15 protein-coding genes and 25 other annotated features are annotated in these 15,146 nt (G+C 53.9%); of the genes, 10 read left to right on the plus strand and 5 right to left on the minus strand.

Annotated elements, in window-relative coordinates; all coding sequences use genetic code 11:
* Positions 1-51: 51 nt before the first annotated feature.
* From STM0382 to yaiC, 4 genes are all read left to right on the plus strand, one after another.
* Positions 52-1,263, plus strand: coding sequence for a putative permease (locus tag STM0382; RefSeq protein ID NP_459377.1), 1,212 nt, complete (start codon positions 52-54; stop codon positions 1,261-1,263).
* Positions 1,264-1,545: 282 nt separating this feature from the next.
* Positions 1,546-1,551 (plus strand) — a ribosome-binding site (putative RBS for yaiB; RegulonDB:STMS1H000736).
* Positions 1,546-1,820 (plus strand): putative cytoplasmic protein gene (gene yaiB, locus STM0383; protein ID NP_459378.3). Within the gene, positions 1,554-1,820 belong to an annotated coding region; the region does not span the whole gene. Its footprint overlaps the feature before it by 6 nt.
* A 339-nt stretch (positions 1,821-2,159) precedes the next feature.
* Positions 2,160-2,165, plus strand: a ribosome-binding site (putative RBS for psiF; RegulonDB:STMS1H000737).
* The gene (psiF, locus tag STM0384; protein NP_459379.1) for an induced by phosphate starvation occupies positions 2,160-2,492 on the plus strand. Within the gene, positions 2,172-2,492 belong to an annotated coding region; the region does not span the whole gene. It overlaps the preceding feature by 6 nt.
* A 72-nt stretch (positions 2,493-2,564) precedes the next feature.
* Positions 2,565-2,570 (plus strand) — a ribosome-binding site (putative RBS for yaiC; RegulonDB:STMS1H000738).
* Positions 2,565-3,696 (plus strand): putative diguanylate cyclase/phosphodiesterase domain 1 gene (gene yaiC, locus STM0385; RefSeq protein NP_459380.1). Within the gene, positions 2,584-3,696 belong to an annotated coding region; the region does not span the whole gene. It overlaps the preceding feature by 6 nt.
* 14 nt (positions 3,697-3,710) lie before the next feature.
* Here the strand turns inward: yaiC and proC are convergent.
* Positions 3,711-4,534, minus strand: a protein-coding gene (proC, locus tag STM0386; RefSeq protein NP_459381.1) for a pyrroline-5-carboxylate reductase. Within the gene, positions 3,711-4,520 belong to an annotated coding region; the region does not span the whole gene.
* Positions 4,529-4,534 (minus strand) — a ribosome-binding site (putative RBS for proC; RegulonDB:STMS1H000739). (Overlaps the previous gene by 6 nt.)
* Positions 4,535-4,647: 113 nt before the next feature.
* Positions 4,648-4,653: a ribosome-binding site (putative RBS for yaiI; RegulonDB:STMS1H000740), on the plus strand.
* Between proC and yaiI the strand changes: the two genes are divergently transcribed.
* The 5 genes from yaiI to yaiE all read left to right on the plus strand — a co-directional run bounded on the left by yaiI (position 4,648) and on the right by yaiE (position 7,346).
* Positions 4,648-5,115 (plus strand): putative cytoplasmic protein gene (gene yaiI, locus STM0387; protein ID NP_459382.1). Within the gene, positions 4,660-5,115 belong to an annotated coding region; the region does not span the whole gene. (Overlaps the previous feature by 6 nt.)
* Positions 5,045-5,076 (plus strand) — a protein binding site (putative binding site for TyrR, RegulonDB: STMS1H000380). It overlaps the preceding gene by 32 nt.
* Positions 5,116-5,118: 3 nt before the next feature.
* Positions 5,119-5,141: a protein binding site (putative binding site for TyrR, RegulonDB: STMS1H000382), on the plus strand.
* Positions 5,141-5,149: a -35 signal (putative -35_signal for aroL; RegulonDB:STMLTH004624), on the plus strand. (Overlaps the previous feature by 1 nt.)
* The gene (gene aroL / locus STM0388) for a shikimate kinase II (protein ID NP_459383.1) occupies positions 5,141-5,845 on the plus strand. Within the gene, positions 5,300-5,845 belong to an annotated coding region; the region does not span the whole gene. It overlaps the preceding feature by 9 nt.
* Positions 5,168-5,176, plus strand: a -10 signal (putative -10_signal for aroL; RegulonDB:STMLTH004624). It overlaps the preceding gene by 9 nt.
* Positions 5,193-5,215: a protein binding site (putative binding site for TyrR, RegulonDB: STMS1H000381), on the plus strand.
* Positions 5,219-5,247: a protein binding site (putative binding site for TrpR, RegulonDB: STMS1H000377), on the plus strand.
* Positions 5,283-5,288, plus strand: a ribosome-binding site (putative RBS for aroL; RegulonDB:STMS1H000741).
* A 15-nt stretch (positions 5,846-5,860) precedes the next feature.
* Positions 5,861-5,866 (plus strand) — a ribosome-binding site (putative RBS for yaiA; RegulonDB:STMS1H000742).
* Positions 5,861-6,063, plus strand: a protein-coding gene (yaiA, locus tag STM0389) for a putative cytoplasmic protein (protein ID NP_459384.1). Within the gene, positions 5,872-6,063 belong to an annotated coding region; the region does not span the whole gene. (Overlaps the previous feature by 6 nt.)
* A 236-nt stretch (positions 6,064-6,299) precedes the next feature.
* Positions 6,300-6,305, plus strand: a ribosome-binding site (putative RBS for aroM; RegulonDB:STMS1H000743).
* The gene (aroM, locus tag STM0390) for a protein of aro operon, regulated by aroR (RefSeq protein ID NP_459385.1) occupies positions 6,300-6,991 on the plus strand. Within the gene, positions 6,314-6,991 belong to an annotated coding region; the region does not span the whole gene. It overlaps the preceding feature by 6 nt.
* 57 nt (positions 6,992-7,048) lie before the next feature.
* Positions 7,049-7,054 (plus strand) — a ribosome-binding site (putative RBS for yaiE; RegulonDB:STMS1H000744).
* Positions 7,049-7,346 (plus strand): putative cytoplasmic protein gene (yaiE, locus tag STM0391; protein ID NP_459386.1). Within the gene, positions 7,062-7,346 belong to an annotated coding region; the region does not span the whole gene. (Overlaps the previous feature by 6 nt.)
* 37 nt (positions 7,347-7,383) lie before the next feature.
* Here the strand turns inward: yaiE and rdgC are convergent.
* Positions 7,384-8,307, minus strand: a protein-coding gene (gene rdgC / locus STM0392; protein ID NP_459387.1) for a putative exonuclease involved in removal of stalled replication fork. Within the gene, positions 7,384-8,295 belong to an annotated coding region; the region does not span the whole gene.
* Positions 8,302-8,307: a ribosome-binding site (putative RBS for rdgC; RegulonDB:STMS1H000745), on the minus strand. Its footprint overlaps the gene before it by 6 nt.
* A gap of 101 nt (positions 8,308-8,408) precedes the next feature.
* Positions 8,409-8,414: a ribosome-binding site (putative RBS for yajF; RegulonDB:STMS1H000746), on the plus strand.
* On the opposite strand from rdgC, the gene yajF reads away from it, so the two are divergent.
* Positions 8,409-9,329, plus strand: a protein-coding gene (gene yajF / locus STM0393; RefSeq protein ID NP_459388.1) for a putative sugar kinase/putative transcriptional regulator (NagC/XylR family). Within the gene, positions 8,421-9,329 belong to an annotated coding region; the region does not span the whole gene. It overlaps the preceding feature by 6 nt.
* A 21-nt stretch (positions 9,330-9,350) precedes the next feature.
* On the opposite strand, the gene araJ is transcribed toward yajF, so the two are convergent.
* The 3 genes from araJ to sbcD form a co-directional block, all read right to left on the minus strand.
* The gene (araJ, locus tag STM0394; protein ID NP_459389.1) for an MFS family, arabinose polymer transporter occupies positions 9,351-10,579 on the minus strand. Within the gene, positions 9,351-10,523 belong to an annotated coding region; the region does not span the whole gene.
* Positions 10,509-10,529, minus strand: a protein binding site (putative binding site for CRP, RegulonDB: STMS1H000039). (Overlaps the previous gene by 21 nt.)
* Positions 10,526-10,531: a ribosome-binding site (putative RBS for araJ; RegulonDB:STMS1H000747), on the minus strand. It overlaps the preceding feature by 4 nt.
* Positions 10,555-10,563 (minus strand) — a -10 signal (putative -10_signal for araJ; RegulonDB:STMLTH004632).
* Positions 10,571-10,579, minus strand: a -35 signal (putative -35_signal for araJ; RegulonDB:STMLTH004632).
* A 78-nt stretch (positions 10,580-10,657) precedes the next feature.
* Positions 10,658-10,669 (minus strand) — a protein binding site (putative binding site for CRP, RegulonDB: STMS1H000066).
* A 6-nt stretch (positions 10,670-10,675) separates the two neighbouring features.
* Positions 10,676-10,687 (minus strand) — a protein binding site (putative binding site for AraC, RegulonDB: STMS1H000005).
* Between the two features lie 8 nt (positions 10,688-10,695).
* Positions 10,696-13,850, minus strand: a protein-coding gene (gene sbcC / locus STM0395) for an ATP-dependent dsDNA exonuclease (RefSeq protein NP_459390.1). Within the gene, positions 10,696-13,836 belong to an annotated coding region; the region does not span the whole gene.
* Positions 13,833-15,046 (minus strand): ATP-dependent dsDNA exonuclease gene (gene sbcD, locus STM0396; protein ID NP_459391.1). Within the gene, positions 13,833-15,035 belong to an annotated coding region; the region does not span the whole gene. The genes sbcC and sbcD overlap by 18 nt, the downstream gene beginning before the upstream one ends.
* Positions 13,845-13,850: a ribosome-binding site (putative RBS for sbcC; RegulonDB:STMS1H000748), on the minus strand. (Overlaps the previous gene by 6 nt.)
* Positions 15,041-15,046: a ribosome-binding site (putative RBS for sbcD; RegulonDB:STMS1H000749), on the minus strand. It lies within the gene sbcD.
* Positions 15,047-15,146: the final 100 nt, after the last annotated feature.

Genomic DNA, 15,146 nt, shown 5'->3' on the forward strand with positions numbered 1-15,146 from the left:
AGAACTTGCTAAGCTAACGCGTATTTTCAGCTACTTACCGTTACGAGTCTTATGGAATCCTGGAAAGTTAATCTAATTTCCGTTTGGTTTGGATGTTTTTTTACCGGGCTGGCAATCAGCCAAATCCTGCCATTCTTACCCCTTTATATTTCCCAGCTTGGCGTCTCTTCCCATGAAGCGTTATCAATGTGGTCCGGGTTAACGTTTAGCATCACGTTTCTTATTTCCGCCATTGTGTCGCCGATGTGGGGCAGTCTCGCCGATCGTAAAGGGCGTAAACTGATGCTATTGCGCGCGTCGCTCGGGATGGCGATAGCTATTCTACTGCAGGCATTTGCGACCCATGTCTGGCAACTTTTCCTGCTGCGCGGAATCATGGGGTTAACGTCAGGCTATATCCCCAATGCCATGGCGCTGGTAGCCTCTCAGGTACCACGCGAACGTAGCGGCTGGGCGCTCAGTACGCTTTCTACCGCGCAGATCAGCGGCGTTATCGGCGGGCCGTTAATGGGCGGCTTTGTCGCGGATCATATCGGGCTGCGGGCGGTATTTCTGATTACCGCCATGCTGTTGGTGGTGAGCTTTCTGGTCACGCTATTTTTAATTAAAGAAGGCGTGCGTCCGGTCATCAAGAAAAGCGAACGCCTGAGCGGTAAAGCCGTTTTTGCGTCGTTACCTTATCCTGCGCTGGTGATCAGTTTGTTTTTTACCACGATGGTCATTCAACTCTGTAATGGTTCCATCAGTCCAATCCTGGCGCTGTTTATCAAATCAATGATGCCGGACAGTAATAACATCGCCTTTCTTAGCGGGTTAATTGCCTCGGTGCCCGGTATCTCTGCGCTTATCTCCGCGCCTCGCCTGGGAAAACTTGGCGACAGAATCGGCACGGAAAGAATTCTGATGGCCACGCTTATCTGCGCAGTGCTGCTTTTCTTCGCGATGTCCTGGGTCACCACGCCGTTCCAGCTGGGGCTGTTACGTTTCTTGTTAGGCTTTGCCGATGGCGCGATGTTACCCGCCGTACAAACGTTATTGGTGAAATACTCCAGCGATCAAATTACCGGACGTATTTTTGGCTACAACCAGTCATTTATGTACCTGGGCAACGTGGTTGGGCCGTTGATGGGCGCGACGGTATCGGCGATGGCCGGTTTCCGCTGGGTTTTTATCGCTACGGCGGCGATCGTGTTGATCAATATCGGGCAACTGACCCTGGCGTTACGTCGTCGGCGTAACGCGCAAAAAGCGAAAGGCCAATAGCGGTGCATCGTAACGGCGCTTCTGCCGTTACGATATGGTTTAAATTAAAAGATATATTCTTTATCCGTGAAGTTTTTCTATAGATGGCATAACCTTAAATTATGATATAGCGTGATTATTGTTTTTTGATGGTTTATTATCGTCTCGTTTTCGGTCTGAGAAACGTTTCGCTGCGGCGACAGTGATAATTATTTGTGTAAAGTTCTTCCTGTATCATAAAAATAGTACTTTCAGCCTCTAGGCAGTGGTTCTTCATAGTGATAACGTCACCCTGGAACTAATAAGGAAATATGGTCATGAAAAATCTCATAGCAGAGTTGTTGCTTAAGCTAGCCCAAAAAGAAGAAGAGTCGAAAGAACTGGTTGCTCAGGTAGAAGCGTTAGAGATTATCGTCACAGCAATGTTACGTAACATGGCGCAAAACGAGCAGGAGATGTTGATACGTCAGGTAGAGGGGGCACTTGAAGGCGTAAAGCCGGATGCCAGCGTTCCTGATCACGATACGGAATTGCTGCGCCAATATGTAAAAAAGTTGCTGAGACACCCCCGGCACTAATCGTATTTAAAACAACACAGTTGTTATAACGTTACTTTTATGAAATAACATAGCCGCTTCGTTTTTATTTTCTTCTGGGTAATACAGAGCAAAATAAAAACGAAGCGGCTATGGTAATAACAGTGTAACGTTATGCGCTGTTCTTCTGCATCCTGCCAGTGTAACTGTGGATAATCGAATTGCACATTAGCCTACGGTTTGTCAATCAATAAAACATCTATTGCTAACGGTAAGTAATACTTTTACAGCCGGGTGGTATTTTTGCCAGTAACAGCCAGACTTATATAAAGTCCCTGGGATATTTCCCAAAGGGACAACGTGTAATGTGTACACTGACAAAAGGATGGTGCTATGAAAATAACATTACTGGTGACTTTACTTTTTGGCCTAGTCTTTTTAACCGCCGTCGGCGCAACCGAGAAACCGTTAACGCCGCAACAGCAGCGCATGACGACCTGTAATCAGCAGGCGACAGCGCAAGCGTTGAAAGGCGATGCGCGTAAAACCTACCTTAGCGACTGCCTGAAAAACAGTCAGTCAGCCCCTGGCGAGAAAAGCCTGACGCCGCAACAGCAGAAAATGCGTGAATGCAATGTTCAGGCGACGGAACAATCACTGAAAGGCGATGACCGTAGCAAGTTTATGAGCGCCTGCCTGAAAAAAGCGGCGTAGTGCTATCGGGTGAGTCCTGAAAAACACTCACCCGAAATTTCATACTTCCTCCATGCGCTCTGTTTCTATAATTTGGGAAAATTGTTTCTAAATGTTCCCAAAAATAATGAATGATGAAAATTTTTACCGAAAAGCGGTTGAACAGGCGGTAGCGCCGCCTGACCCTCCTGATGATCGTCAGCGCTCCGGGTTGCGCTTCGCCCGGCGCATCAGGCTACCGCGTGCGGTGGGGTTAGGGGGGATGTTTTTACCGGTGGCCGCCGTGTTAGTGACGCAACCTGTCTTTGGCGGCTGGTGGCTATTGCTGGTCGGCTGGTCTTTTGTCTGGCCGCATCTGGCATGGCAGTGGGCGGCGAAAGCCCTTGATCCGCTACGCCAGGAAATTTACAACCTGAAAGTGGATGCGATCCTCTCCGGCATGTGGATCGCGCTGATGGGCGTCAATATGTTGCCTGCCGCCGCGCTGTTTATGATGATGAGCATGAATCTGATGGGCGCTGGCGGGCGGCGGCTATTCACTGTCGGAATGGGCCTTTTGCTGGCGTCATGTCTGGTGACGTTGCAGCTTGCCGGGCTACCCGTCGCGATGCGAAGCTCGTCGCTGGAAGTCACGCTCTCTTTGCCCGTCATTATGTTGTATCCGCTTCTGTTCGCCTGGGTAAGTTACCAAACGGCCATTAAATTAGCGGAACATAAGCGACGCTTGCAGGCGATGAGCTCGCGGGATGGCATGACCGGCGTCTATAACCGACGCCACTGGGAAATTTTATTACGTAATGAATTCGATCACAGCCGACGCCACCATCGGGAGGCGACATTGTTGATTATCGATATCGATCATTTTAAGAGCATTAACGACACCTGGGGACATGATGTTGGGGATGAGGCTATTATCGCCCTGACGCGTCAATTACAGATAACGCTACGCGGGAGTGATATTATCGGGCGCTTTGGCGGCGACGAATTTGCGGTGATTATGTGCGGAACGCCGGCAGACAGCGCGATTACCGCCATGTCGCGAGTGCATGAACGGCTAAATACCTTACGCTTGCCGGGCGCGCCGCAGGTCATGTTACGTATCAGCGTGGGCGTGGCGCCGTTAACGCCACAAATCGGTCATTATCGGGAATGGCTAAAGTCTGCGGATATGGCGCTTTACAAAGCAAAGAATGCCGGACGTAACCGCACCGAAGTGGCGGCATGACGTCCAGCCGGGCTTCAGGATTTACTGAGCGCCTCTGATTTTTCCATACACTTCGTCATCGCTTCTATTACCGCAGCGCGGAAGCCACGTTCTTCCAGAACGCGTACGGCTTCAATCGTCGTTCCGCCAGGCGAGCACACCATATCTTTCAGTTCGCCGGGATGCTTTCCGGTTTCGAGTACCATTTTCGCCGACCCCATGACGGCCTGCGCGGCGAATTTATAAGCCTGAGCGCGAGGCATACCGCCCAGAACGGCAGCGTCCGCCATCGCCTCGATAAACATAAAGACATAGGCCGGCGAAGATCCGCTCACGCCAACCACCGGATGGATCATCGGCTCAGCAATCACTTCCGCCCCGCCAAAGCAGCGGAAAATATTCAGCACATCAGCCGTATCTTCCGGTGTGACCAGCGCGTTGGGCGTGACGGAGGTCATTCCTGCGTTGACCAGCGACGGCGTATTCGGCATAGCGCGAATGATTTTACGGTCGTGTCCCAGCGCGCGCGCAAGCTGATCAAGCGTTACGCCTGCGGCGATAGAGACCACCAGCGAGTCTTTGTTCAGGCTGGAGGAGATTTCACTGAGCACTTTCACCATAATGCCCGGTTTTACCGCGCCGAAAACGATATCCGCGACCTGAGCGACCTCCTGCGCGCTTTGCGCCGCATTAATGCCGTACTGATCATGCAGGGCGGCGACTTTATCGGGGGAGGGGGTATAGACCCAGATCTGGCCGGGAAGTACCTGACCGCTGGCAATCAGTCCGCCAAGAATAGCCTTGCCCATATTACCGCAGCCAATAAAACCGATTTTCTTCTCCATCTCGTCACTCCCTATGTTTGTGTGTTATGGGGAATGGTTAGCTTAACGCGGATTGAAAACGGGCAGAAGGAGAAACAGCACTTTGATGAAAGACAAAAGCGCGAGACAATAAAAGATTGTATACCGTACGGGAGACATTATGACCATCTGGGTGGATGCGGATGCGTGTCCGAATGTCATTAAAGAAATTTTGTACCGCGCCGCCGAGCGGATGCAGTTGCCGCTTATTCTGGTTGCCAATCAGGCCTTGCGCGTGCCGCCTTCGCGTTTTATCCGCACGCTTCGCGTGGCCGCCGGGTTTGACGTGGCGGATAACGAAATCGTGCGTCAATGCGAAGCGGGCGATCTGGTGATTACCGCGGATATTCCGCTGGCGGCTGAAGTGCTGGAAAAAGGCGCTGCGGCTCTTAATCCCCGGGGAGAACGCTATAGCGACGCCACGATTCGCGAACGTCTGACGATGCGTGACTTTATGGACACGCTACGCGCCAGCGGCGTACAAACGGGGGGGCCAAACACTCTCTCGCCGCGCGATCGTCAGCATTTTGCCGCCGAGCTGGATAAGTGGTGGCTGGAAAGCCAGCGTAAAAAATAAATCATGTAATGAAAAATTTACAGTTTATTCATTTCTGATTCTTGCTATAGTACTAATATTGTGACTTTAGTACCTTTGTGTAAATTATTATTTACATTTATGCGTTGTACTAGTTAGATGATATGATTATAACATTGCTGATATCAAATCCTGCGTATGCGCAGTTCCTGGGGGAACGCCTGCTATGATGCAACCTCTTTATCTTGTTGGCCCGCGGGGCTGTGGGAAAACCACCATCGGTATGGCGCTGGCGCAGGCAACCGGTTTTCGGTTTGCAGATACCGACCGCTGGCTGCAATCGCACGTGCAGATGAGCGTCGCTGATATCGTTGAAAAAGAAGGCTGGGGAGGGTTCCGCGCCCGGGAAACCGCGGCCCTGGAGGCGGTAAGCGCGCCTTCGACTGTCGTGGCGACGGGAGGCGGTATTATTCTCACGGAGTATAACCGACGTTATATGCACCGTGTTGGCGTAGTGATTTATCTGTGCGCGCCGGTATCCACGCTGGTTAACCGGCTTGAGGCTGAACCTGAAGCGGATCTGCGCCCGACCCTCACCGGCAAGCCGTTGAGCGAAGAGGTTCGGGAAGTGCTTGAGCAGCGTGACGCGTTGTATCGCGAAACGGCGCATTACATTATTGACGCGACGAAAGCGCCGGCCCAGGTCGTTTCTGAAATTATTGCGGCGCTGCCGCCGTCGACGCAACGGTTACAGGGAGATGTCTATACTTAACGCTCACCCAGAATAAAGGAAACGCTATGCCAACCAGACCACCTTATCCGCGGGAAGCTTATATCGTCACCATTGAAAAAGGCACGCCGGGCCAGACGGTGACGTGGTATCAGCTACGGGCTGACCATCCGAAACCTGATTCGCTCATCAGCGAGCATCCGACCGCAGAAGAAGCGATGGATGCGAAAAATCGTTACGAAGATCCGGATAAATCATAGACGCATGAACCACTCGGAAGGGATTCTGAGTACCCCTAAATTGTATCTCCATCACATTCTTGAAACATTTATACTGGCAACTAAAACCGTAAATTAAGCGATAACAATACAATATTGGAGTTATTTGGAATCTTTACACAATACGTTGCTCATCTGCTGCTACGCTTTCTGAGATTTGTAGGGCAGGTAGCGCGGTGAGCGTGTGAATATTTGCCCGGGAATTACGACGAAGTAATAAGGTGGAATAAAAATGAGTGCGTCGTTGGCAATCCTCACAATCGGCGTTGTGCCAATGAGCGAAGTGTTACCGCTTCTGACGGAATACATCGACGAACAACACATCACCCATCATAGCCTGCTGGGAAAAATGAGCCGGGAAGACGTTATGGCGGATTACGCTGTAGAGCCTGGCGACGATCCGCTTTTGACGTTGCTGAATGATAACCAGATAGCCCATGTTTCCCGCCAGAAAGTGGAGCGAGATTTACAGAGCGTTGTCGAGGTGCTGGATAATCAGGGTTACGATGTCATTATACTGATGAGCACCGCGGCGATTAAAAGTATGGCAGCCCGTAATTCTATTTTGCTTGAACCGCTGCGTATTATTCCACCGCTTGTCGCCTCTATTGTGGATGGACATCAGGTGGGCGTGATTGTGCCTGTTGCAGAACTTCTGGCGGCCCAGGAGAAAAAATGGCAGGTATTGCAAATGCCGCCGGTGTATTCGCTGGCGAATCCGGTTCACGGTTCTGAGCAACAGTTAATTGATGCCGGACAGGCGCTACTGGATCAAGGCGCGGACGTCATTATGCTGGATTGTCTGGGTTTTCATCAGCGTCATCGGGATATTTTACAGCAGGCGCTGGATGTGCCGGTTTTACTCTCTAACGTTTTGATTGCGCGGTTAGCTTCAGAACTGCTTGTCTAATTTTACGTGACAGGCCGAACGTCAGGACTCTATATTGGGTGTTAATTTAATAATGAGACGGGGCCTGATTATGCTACAAAGCAATGAATACTTTTCCGGGAAAGTTAAGTCTATTGGATTTACCAGCAGTAGCACCGGCCGGGCCAGCGTTGGTGTGATGGCGGAAGGGGAGTATACATTTGGCACCGCCGAACCCGAAGAGATGACGGTTGTGAGCGGCGCGTTGAAGGTACTGTTGCCGGGAACTGTCGAATGGAAAGTGTATACAGCCGGTGAGGTGTTTAACGTGCCTGGCCACAGCGAGTTTCATCTCCAGGTTGCTGAGCCCGCCTCGTATCTGTGCCGCTATTTGTAACGGTGAGTCCCCTCTCCGGCGGAGAGGGGCCCTCTGGTTAGCGCTGCGCTTCGCCGCCTAATCCTTCCACCAGGCTTTGAATCAGCGCCGCCAGCTCGCCGGTCATCAGGATAAAGTCCGCGTCAAAACGTTGGGCAAAATCTTCCCGGTCGATATCTTCGTTCTGGTCGCGCAGCTCATCGCAGAATTTCAGACGCTTAATGGAGCCGTCATCGCACATGACGAATTGAATGCGCTGCTGCCAGTCGAGCGCCAGCTTCGTGACCACTTTACCCGCTTCAATATGAACGGCGATCTCGTCGCTGACCAGATCCTGCTTTTTCGCGCGGATCACGCCGCCATCTTCCAGCATCGCTTTCAATTCGGCTTCGTCCAGCAACTGGAAACCCTGAGCGACCGTACCGGAGCGCACCCACTCGGTGAGCGTCAGCTCAATCGGATTTTCCAGCGCCAGCGGGACGACCGGCAGCGAGCCAAGACTTTTACGCAGTAGCGCCAAAGTATCTTCCGCTTTTTTCGCGCTGGCGCAGTCAACCATAATCAGGCCGTTAACGGTATCAATCCACATCATTGTCTGACTGAAGCGGCTAAACGCGCGCGGCAGCAACGAATGCAACACTTCATCCTTCAGGGAATCTTTTTCCGTCTTCTTCAGCTTGCGTCCCTGATCGGCTTCCAGTTTCTGGATTTTCGCCTCCAGTGCCTGTTTGATCACTGGCGATGGCAGGATTTTCTCTTCTTTGCGCGCGCAAATAATAATTTGGCCATTGGCGGTGTGCGTTAACGCATCGCTGTGAGAGCCCATCGGCGGAACCCAGCCCATTTTGGCCATATCCTGGCTACCGCATGGGGTAAACGTCATTGAGGCGAGCTGTTTCTCCATCTCTTCGGCGCGTAATGTAATATCGCGGCTAAGACGGTAAACCATTAAATTTTTGAACCACAGCATGATAATTTCCACGGCCTTGTCGTTAAATCCAGGCGGTATAGTAACGAATTGTCGGCAGGCTTGCATTGCCAATCAGAACGGTGAATTCTACCCTGTTGATATTCCCAAAAAATGAGGAGCGGTATGTGCGTATTGGTATCGATTTAGGCGGCACAAAAACGGAAGTCATTGCGCTTGATGATGCAGGAGAGCAGCGGTTTCGCCATCGTCTGCCTACGCCGCGGGAGGATTATCAGCAAACGATAGAAACCATCGCTACGCTGGTCGACATGGCGGAACAGGCGACCGGCCAGACCGGTAGCGTCGGCATTGGCATTCCCGGTTCTCTCTCGCCTTACACCGGCGTGGTGAAAAACGCTAACTCTACGTGGCTTAACGGCCAGCCGTTCGATAGCGATGTGAGCCGTCGTCTGAAGCGTGAAGTGCGGTTAGCCAACGATGCCAATTGCCTGGCGGTATCAGAGGCGGTGGATGGCGCGGCGGCGGGGGCGCAAACGGTATTTGCGGTGATTATCGGTACCGGGTGTGGCGCGGGCGTAGCGCTAAATGGCCGGGCGCACATCGGCGGCAACGGTACGGCAGGTGAATGGGGCCACAATCCGTTGCCGTGGATGGATGACGATGAGTTGCGTTACCGCGAAGAAATTCCCTGTTATTGCGGTAAACAAGGCTGTATCGAAACCTTTATTTCCGGTACGGGATTTGCCACGGATTACCAGCGTTTGAGCGGTAACGCGCTAAAAGGCGATGAGATTATTCGTCTGGTCGACGCGCAGGACGCCGTGGCGGAACTGGCGTTAAGCCGTTATGAGCTGCGGCTGGCGAAAGCATTATCTCATGTCGTGAATATTCTGGATCCGGATGTCATTGTGCTGGGCGGCGGTATGAGCAATGTTGAGCGCCTGTACAAGACGGTTCCGTCGCTGATGAAATCGTTTGTTTTTGGCGGCGAGTGCGAGACGCCGGTACGTAAGGCGCGGCATGGCGATTCGAGCGGCGTGCGCGGCGCGGCCTGGCTGTGGCCGCTGGCGTAACGTTGTTAGCCGGATGGCGCGTCATCCGGCAACCGGCGTGACCGATGGCTGCTTGTGTTTTAGACGTCCGTATACCAGCAACGACGACATGGCGGAAAACGAGAGCAGGGCGGCGGGAAGCGCCACATAGTGGTACGCAAAACCTAGTGTCAGCATCAGCCCGCCGCACCAGGCGCCAATCGCGCTACCGAGATTAAACGCGATTTGCCCTCCCGCCGCGCCCAGCAGTTCGCCGCCTTTGGCGTTTTGCAGTAGCAGGATTTGCAGCGGCGCAGAGAGCGCAAACAGACCAGCGCAGCAGATAAACGCGAAAGTCAGCGATGTCGTTTTGTATCCGCTGAAGAAAAAGAGCGCCATGAGAGAAAGCACGATAACGAGGTCAGTCACTACCGCGATGCGCAGCGGAGTATATCTGCCGGAGAGTTTGCCGCTTAACAGATTGCCTAACACCATCCCCAGCCCGACCAGCATCATAATAAACGTCATGCTCGTCTCCGAAAAACCGGAGATGTACATCATAAATGGCTTGATATAGCTGAACCAGGCAAAAACGCCCGCATTGCCGAACATCGTGGCGGCGAAAATGAGCCACGGCGAGGGGCTACGCAAGAAGTGAAACTGCTCGCGCAGGCTGCCTTGGGCTTTGTCGCGAATATCCGGCACCCAGAAGAAAATTGCGGTGAGCACGGCGATGTTGAAAACCGCGATCAATAAAAAGGTGTAGCGCCAGCTAAATTCCTGGCTCAGGTAAGTGCCGAACGGAATGCCCACCAGATTCGCCACCGTCATCCCTGAAACCATACCCGCGACGGCGGCGGTGACCTTCCCGGGGCGGATAATCTTTGACAAGACAATGGCGCCGACGCCAAAAAAGGCACCGTGCGGAAAGCCGGAAACCAGTCTGCCGACGGCGAGCATCAGATATGACGAGGAAAAGGTAAATATGGCATTGCCCATCACGCACAACATGACCAGAAACAACAGTATATGTTTAAGCGAAAAGCGGCTGGAAAAGAGCGCCATAACAGGCGCGCCCAGCACGACGCCGAAGGCGTAAAACGAGATCATATGCCCGGCGGCGGGAATTGTTATCCCGACATCGCGTGCCAGCTCCGTCAGCACGCCCATAATGCCAAACTCGGCCATCCCCAGTCCGAACGTACCCAGCGCCAAAGAAAAAATAACTTTTTTCATACCACCTGCCGAAAATAAAGGCGCATGTTGCGCGCTGTGGCTGTGAATTGTCACAGCCAATCAACGTATAGCTTGCGGATAAGCGCGAGGTAATACCATTCCTTATCCGTCTTTGTGTATTCATTATTATGCTATGTCATGACGGTATGCTGTGCGCAGGATGACACTCGTGTTACTCCACGGCAAACGCTTTGTCCAGTTTGCTATAACCAAGCCCATTGATTTTTTTCACTTTTATCTGCACAGGGATACGTTCTTTCATGGCTTCCACGTGACTAATCACACCGATGGTCTTCCCGCTGGCATTCAGCGCATCGAGCGCATCCAGCGCGGCGTCCAGCGTTTCGCTATCAAGCGTGCCGAAGCCTTCGTCGAGGAACAAAGAATCAATGCGCGTTTTATGGCTGACCAAATCTGATAACGCCAGCGCCAGCGCCAGGCTGACCAGGAAACTTTCGCCGCCTGATAACGTTCGCGTATCGCGCACGGCGTCGGCCTGCCAGGTATCGACAACCTCCAGTTCCAGCGCGTCGCTGGCTTTGCGCTGCAATAAATAGCGGCCATGCAGGCGGGTGAGCTGATGATTCGCCAGCCAGACCAGATTATCCAGCGTCAGTCCCTGGGCGAATTTGCGGAACTTATCACCTTCTTTAGAGCCGATCAGCGCATTGAGATAGCCCCAGTCTTCCACTTGCTGAGAGGCTTGCTTCATTTCCGTCATCAGCGCGCGTTGGCGCTGCCGATTATCTGCATCCTGTTTAATTTGCTGGCGGATTTCCCCCTGGCGTGTCGTGTTCTCGCGCAGTTGTTGCGCCAACTGCGTCAGCCGCTGCGCGAGCTGCTCCGCCGTACACGTTGGGTCCAGACCTGCGGGCGGCTGTTGCTGATGGTCAGCCAGCGCCTGCGCGGACTGCGCGCTTAACGCCTTCGCTTGTTGTAGCTGACTTTCCAGCGTTTGTTGTTGTTTTTCCAGACGGGTCACGGTCTCTTCATCCAGCAACGCCGCCAGGAACGTTGCCTGGCTGTCAAACGGGCTATTTTTTAACGCCGCATCAAAGTGCGCTATCGCCTCGGCGGCGCGCTGCTGCTCCTGCGTCGTTTGTTCCTGCAGGGTTTGCAACTGGCTTTGTAATGACACGCACTCATCATGCGCCTGCCGCCAGTTATCCAGCGGCACGTCGTCGTCGGAATCCGCGGTATCCGTTTGCGGTAGCGTCTCCAGCAACGGGGCAAGCCTGTCGATCTGCATTTGCAAATCCGCGAACTCTGTCTGACGCTGTTGCCATATTTTCGCTTCGTCGGCGCGCTCATTCAGCCACGAAGCCTCGTCTTCTGGCGCAGGAAGGGAAAGCGTATACTGCGCCAAATCTGCCGTCAGCGACGCCTGACGCTGCGCAATCTGCGCGGTAAAGCGCGCTACCTGTTCAGTATGCGCCGCGATTTGCGTTTGTAGAGCATGACGCTGGCTGAGCTGATCCAACTGTTGCTCATGCTCTTCCGCGGCGGTCAGCCAGCCCGCGAGGTCTTCTTGCGGCTGGAGCTGAACGCCCAGCGTAGCGCACAGCGTTTGCCATTCCTCAGTAAGCGCTTGCTCCTCCTGCAACAACGACTGCGCCTCGCTTTCATCCCGCTGTAATTGTTGCGTTAAGGCATCTAACTGTCCTCGCAGCGCCGCGCCTTCTTCCGCCAGCGTTTTGACCTCTTTTTCCAGCGCGTCGCGGCGGGTTTGATTCGCGCTCAGTTCCAGCGCCTGATAGGCGGCGATGGCGGGGTGCGTCGTCGAGCCGCAAAGCGGACACGGCTGGCCGGACTGTAAGTGCGCCCGCTGGCTTTCCAGATCTTTGATGCGCGCCTCCTGCTCGCAAATAGTGCGAACGTCCGCAAGCTCCTGCGCTTTAGTCTTATAACTCAAACGCTTATCCGCCAGACGTTGGGTGTATTGCGCCTGCTCCTGATGATGACGCGCGATAGCTGCCTGTAGCTGCGCCTGACGCTTTTGTTTCGGGAGAATTTGCCCCTGAAGCGCGGCGAGACGATGGCGTAGCGGACGCTGCCGGGTATGCAATGCTCTGGCTTCCGCCAGCGCCTGTGGCGTGAGGTCGAGCGTGAGCGGCGGTAGCGCATCACGCTGACGCGTATCGCTCAGCAACTGCTGTTGCCATTGGCTCAGTTGCGCCCGATCGTGGGATTGTTGTGTTAATAATGCTCGCCACCCCGCCAGTTCGCTGCGCCAGACGCGGATGCCGTCGTGTTCCGCCAGCCATGTCTTCAACCGCTGCCCTGTGGCGTTCAGTTGCGTGAATTGTCGATGCGCGCAGGCGCGGATACGCTGGCGCAGGCGATACGCGCTTTGTAAGCGAGCATTCACTTCATCACTGTGCTGGCGAACACGCTCAACGGCGCGGGTTTGTTCCTGAATGCGCTCCCAGTGCGGGCGCAACTGGCGAGCAGGTTGCGCCAGTGTCAACGCCGCGAGCTGCGGCTGCGCTTTTTCTCGCGCCTCTTGCGCCGCGTACAGCGCCTGCTGCCGGGCGTGTAATTCAGTGTGGAGCTCGTTTTTTCGGGTCAGCCAGTGAAGGTGCTGCTGCTGTCCCTGCTGGTCGGCCAGCAGGCGTTTCTCTTCGTCAGTAAGCGCCTGCAAACTGGCTTCCAGTTGCTGTAACTGTTCGTCCGCCAATAGGGCGACGCCGCTGGCCTGCGCTTGTAACTTTTCCAGTTCGAGACGGGCTGATTTATGTTTTTCAAATACCTGTGCGGAGATCTGCCCGTAAATCTCAGTGCCGGTGAGCTCCTCCAGAAGCTCTGCGCGCTCTTTCGCTTTGGCGTTAAGAAAGGCGGCGAACTGCCCCTGTGATAACAACATCGAACGGGTGAAGCGCCCGTAGTCCAGCCCGGTCAACGTGGCGATCATCTCCAGTTTATCCTTTACCTTATCGGCAAAGATCTTTCCGTCTGAACACCGTGCCAGCTCTACGCGTGGGGCCTGGAGATTGCCGTCAGGCTGATTTCGGGCTCGGTTCTGGCTCCAGAACGCGCGCCAGGCTTCGCCTTTTACCTCAAACTCCACTTCGGCCAGACATTCCGCTGTATCGCGCGTCATCAAATCGTTTTGCGATTGCGATACCGTATTCAGGCGCGGCGTTTCGTGGTACAGCGCCAGGCAGATGGCGTCAAGCAAGGTGGTTTTTCCCGCGCCGGTCGGGCCGGTAATGGCGAATAACCCGTTACTGGCAAACGGTTCGGCGGTAAAGTCGACCTTCCATTCTCCTTTCAGCGAGTTCAGGTTTTTCAGACGCAAACTGAGAATTTTCATGCCTCATGCTCCTCATTCAACGCGTAGAGCGTGCTGGAAAAGAGCTGATTCAGGCGCTCGCGCTGCGGGGGATCTAACGCTTCCAGCGCCAGACGCCGCGCAAAAACCTCCTCCACGCTAAGCTCGCTTAATGTTTCCCGCCGCTCGTTCGCCAGCGAGCGCTCGCGCTGTTCGCGGCTACGGCGCACCAGTAATACCTCTACGGGGAGTGACTCCGTTAATGTCTGTATTCTGCGTTGGATATCGTGCAGATAATCATCGGTGGTGATTTCAATATCCAGCCAGACGGGGGGCGATTGCTCAACGCCGCGCCACTGCTCAAGCTGTTCGGTAATTGACGCCAGGTCGCCTTTTAAAACCGCCAGCGGTTGAGTCACGGGGACAGCCAGACTTTCGGTACTTTGCCATTTCCCCTGCTCGAAGGTCACCAGATGCACGCATTTGCTTTTGCCGCACTCATCAAAGCTGAGGGCGATGGGTGAGCCGCAATAGCGGATATGCTCCGTGCCGCCGACACATTGCGCGCGGTGAATGTGTCCCAATGCGATATAATCCGCGGGGGGGAAATGCTGCGCCGGAAAGGCATCCAGCGTACCGATATAAATGTCGCGAACCGCATCGCTTTTGCTGGCGCCGACGGTGGTTAAATGTCCCGTCGCGATAACCGGCAGCTTTCGTTCGCCGCGTAGCTGGCACGCTTCCTGATACTGCTGTTGATAATAATCGGCAATCGCATGAAGAAGTTGCTGCTGTTTCTCGCTGCCGGATAATCCCGCCTGACTGGTAATAATGTCGCGCGGGCGCAAAAAGGGAATGGGGCACAGTACGGCGCCCGGAGACCCGTCGCGACGATGAAGTAGCCGCGGCGCATAGCCCGCGCTGGCGATCACGGTTGTATTGAGAAACGCCAGAATGTCGCGCGATTCGTTTAGCGTGGCGACGGAATCATGATTACCGGCCAGCACCACCAGATGACAGCCCGTTTGCTGTAAATTAACGACGAAACGGTTATAAAGTTCTCGGGCATAGCTTGGAGGCGAACCGGTATCAAAAATATCGCCAGCGACAATAATGGCATCCACCTGATGGGCCTGCGCGGTCTCCAGCAGCCAGTCCAGAAAAGCCTGATGCTCCGCGGCGCGGCTTTTACTGTAGAAATTTTGTCCCAGATGCCAGTCAGAGGTGTGGAGGATGCGCATAATTGTTCCATGCAAAAAAAGCGTGAACGGGATTATACACGTCATCCCTTCCATTTTTGGGCGCAATTTACCGCCGGTACACGGTAATGCATGGTTTCACCGGTGTCATAA

The sequence above is a fragment of the Salmonella enterica subsp. enterica serovar Typhimurium str. LT2 genome (assembly GCF_000006945.2).
In the GTDB taxonomy this organism is placed as follows: domain Bacteria; phylum Pseudomonadota; class Gammaproteobacteria; order Enterobacterales; family Enterobacteriaceae; genus Salmonella; species Salmonella enterica.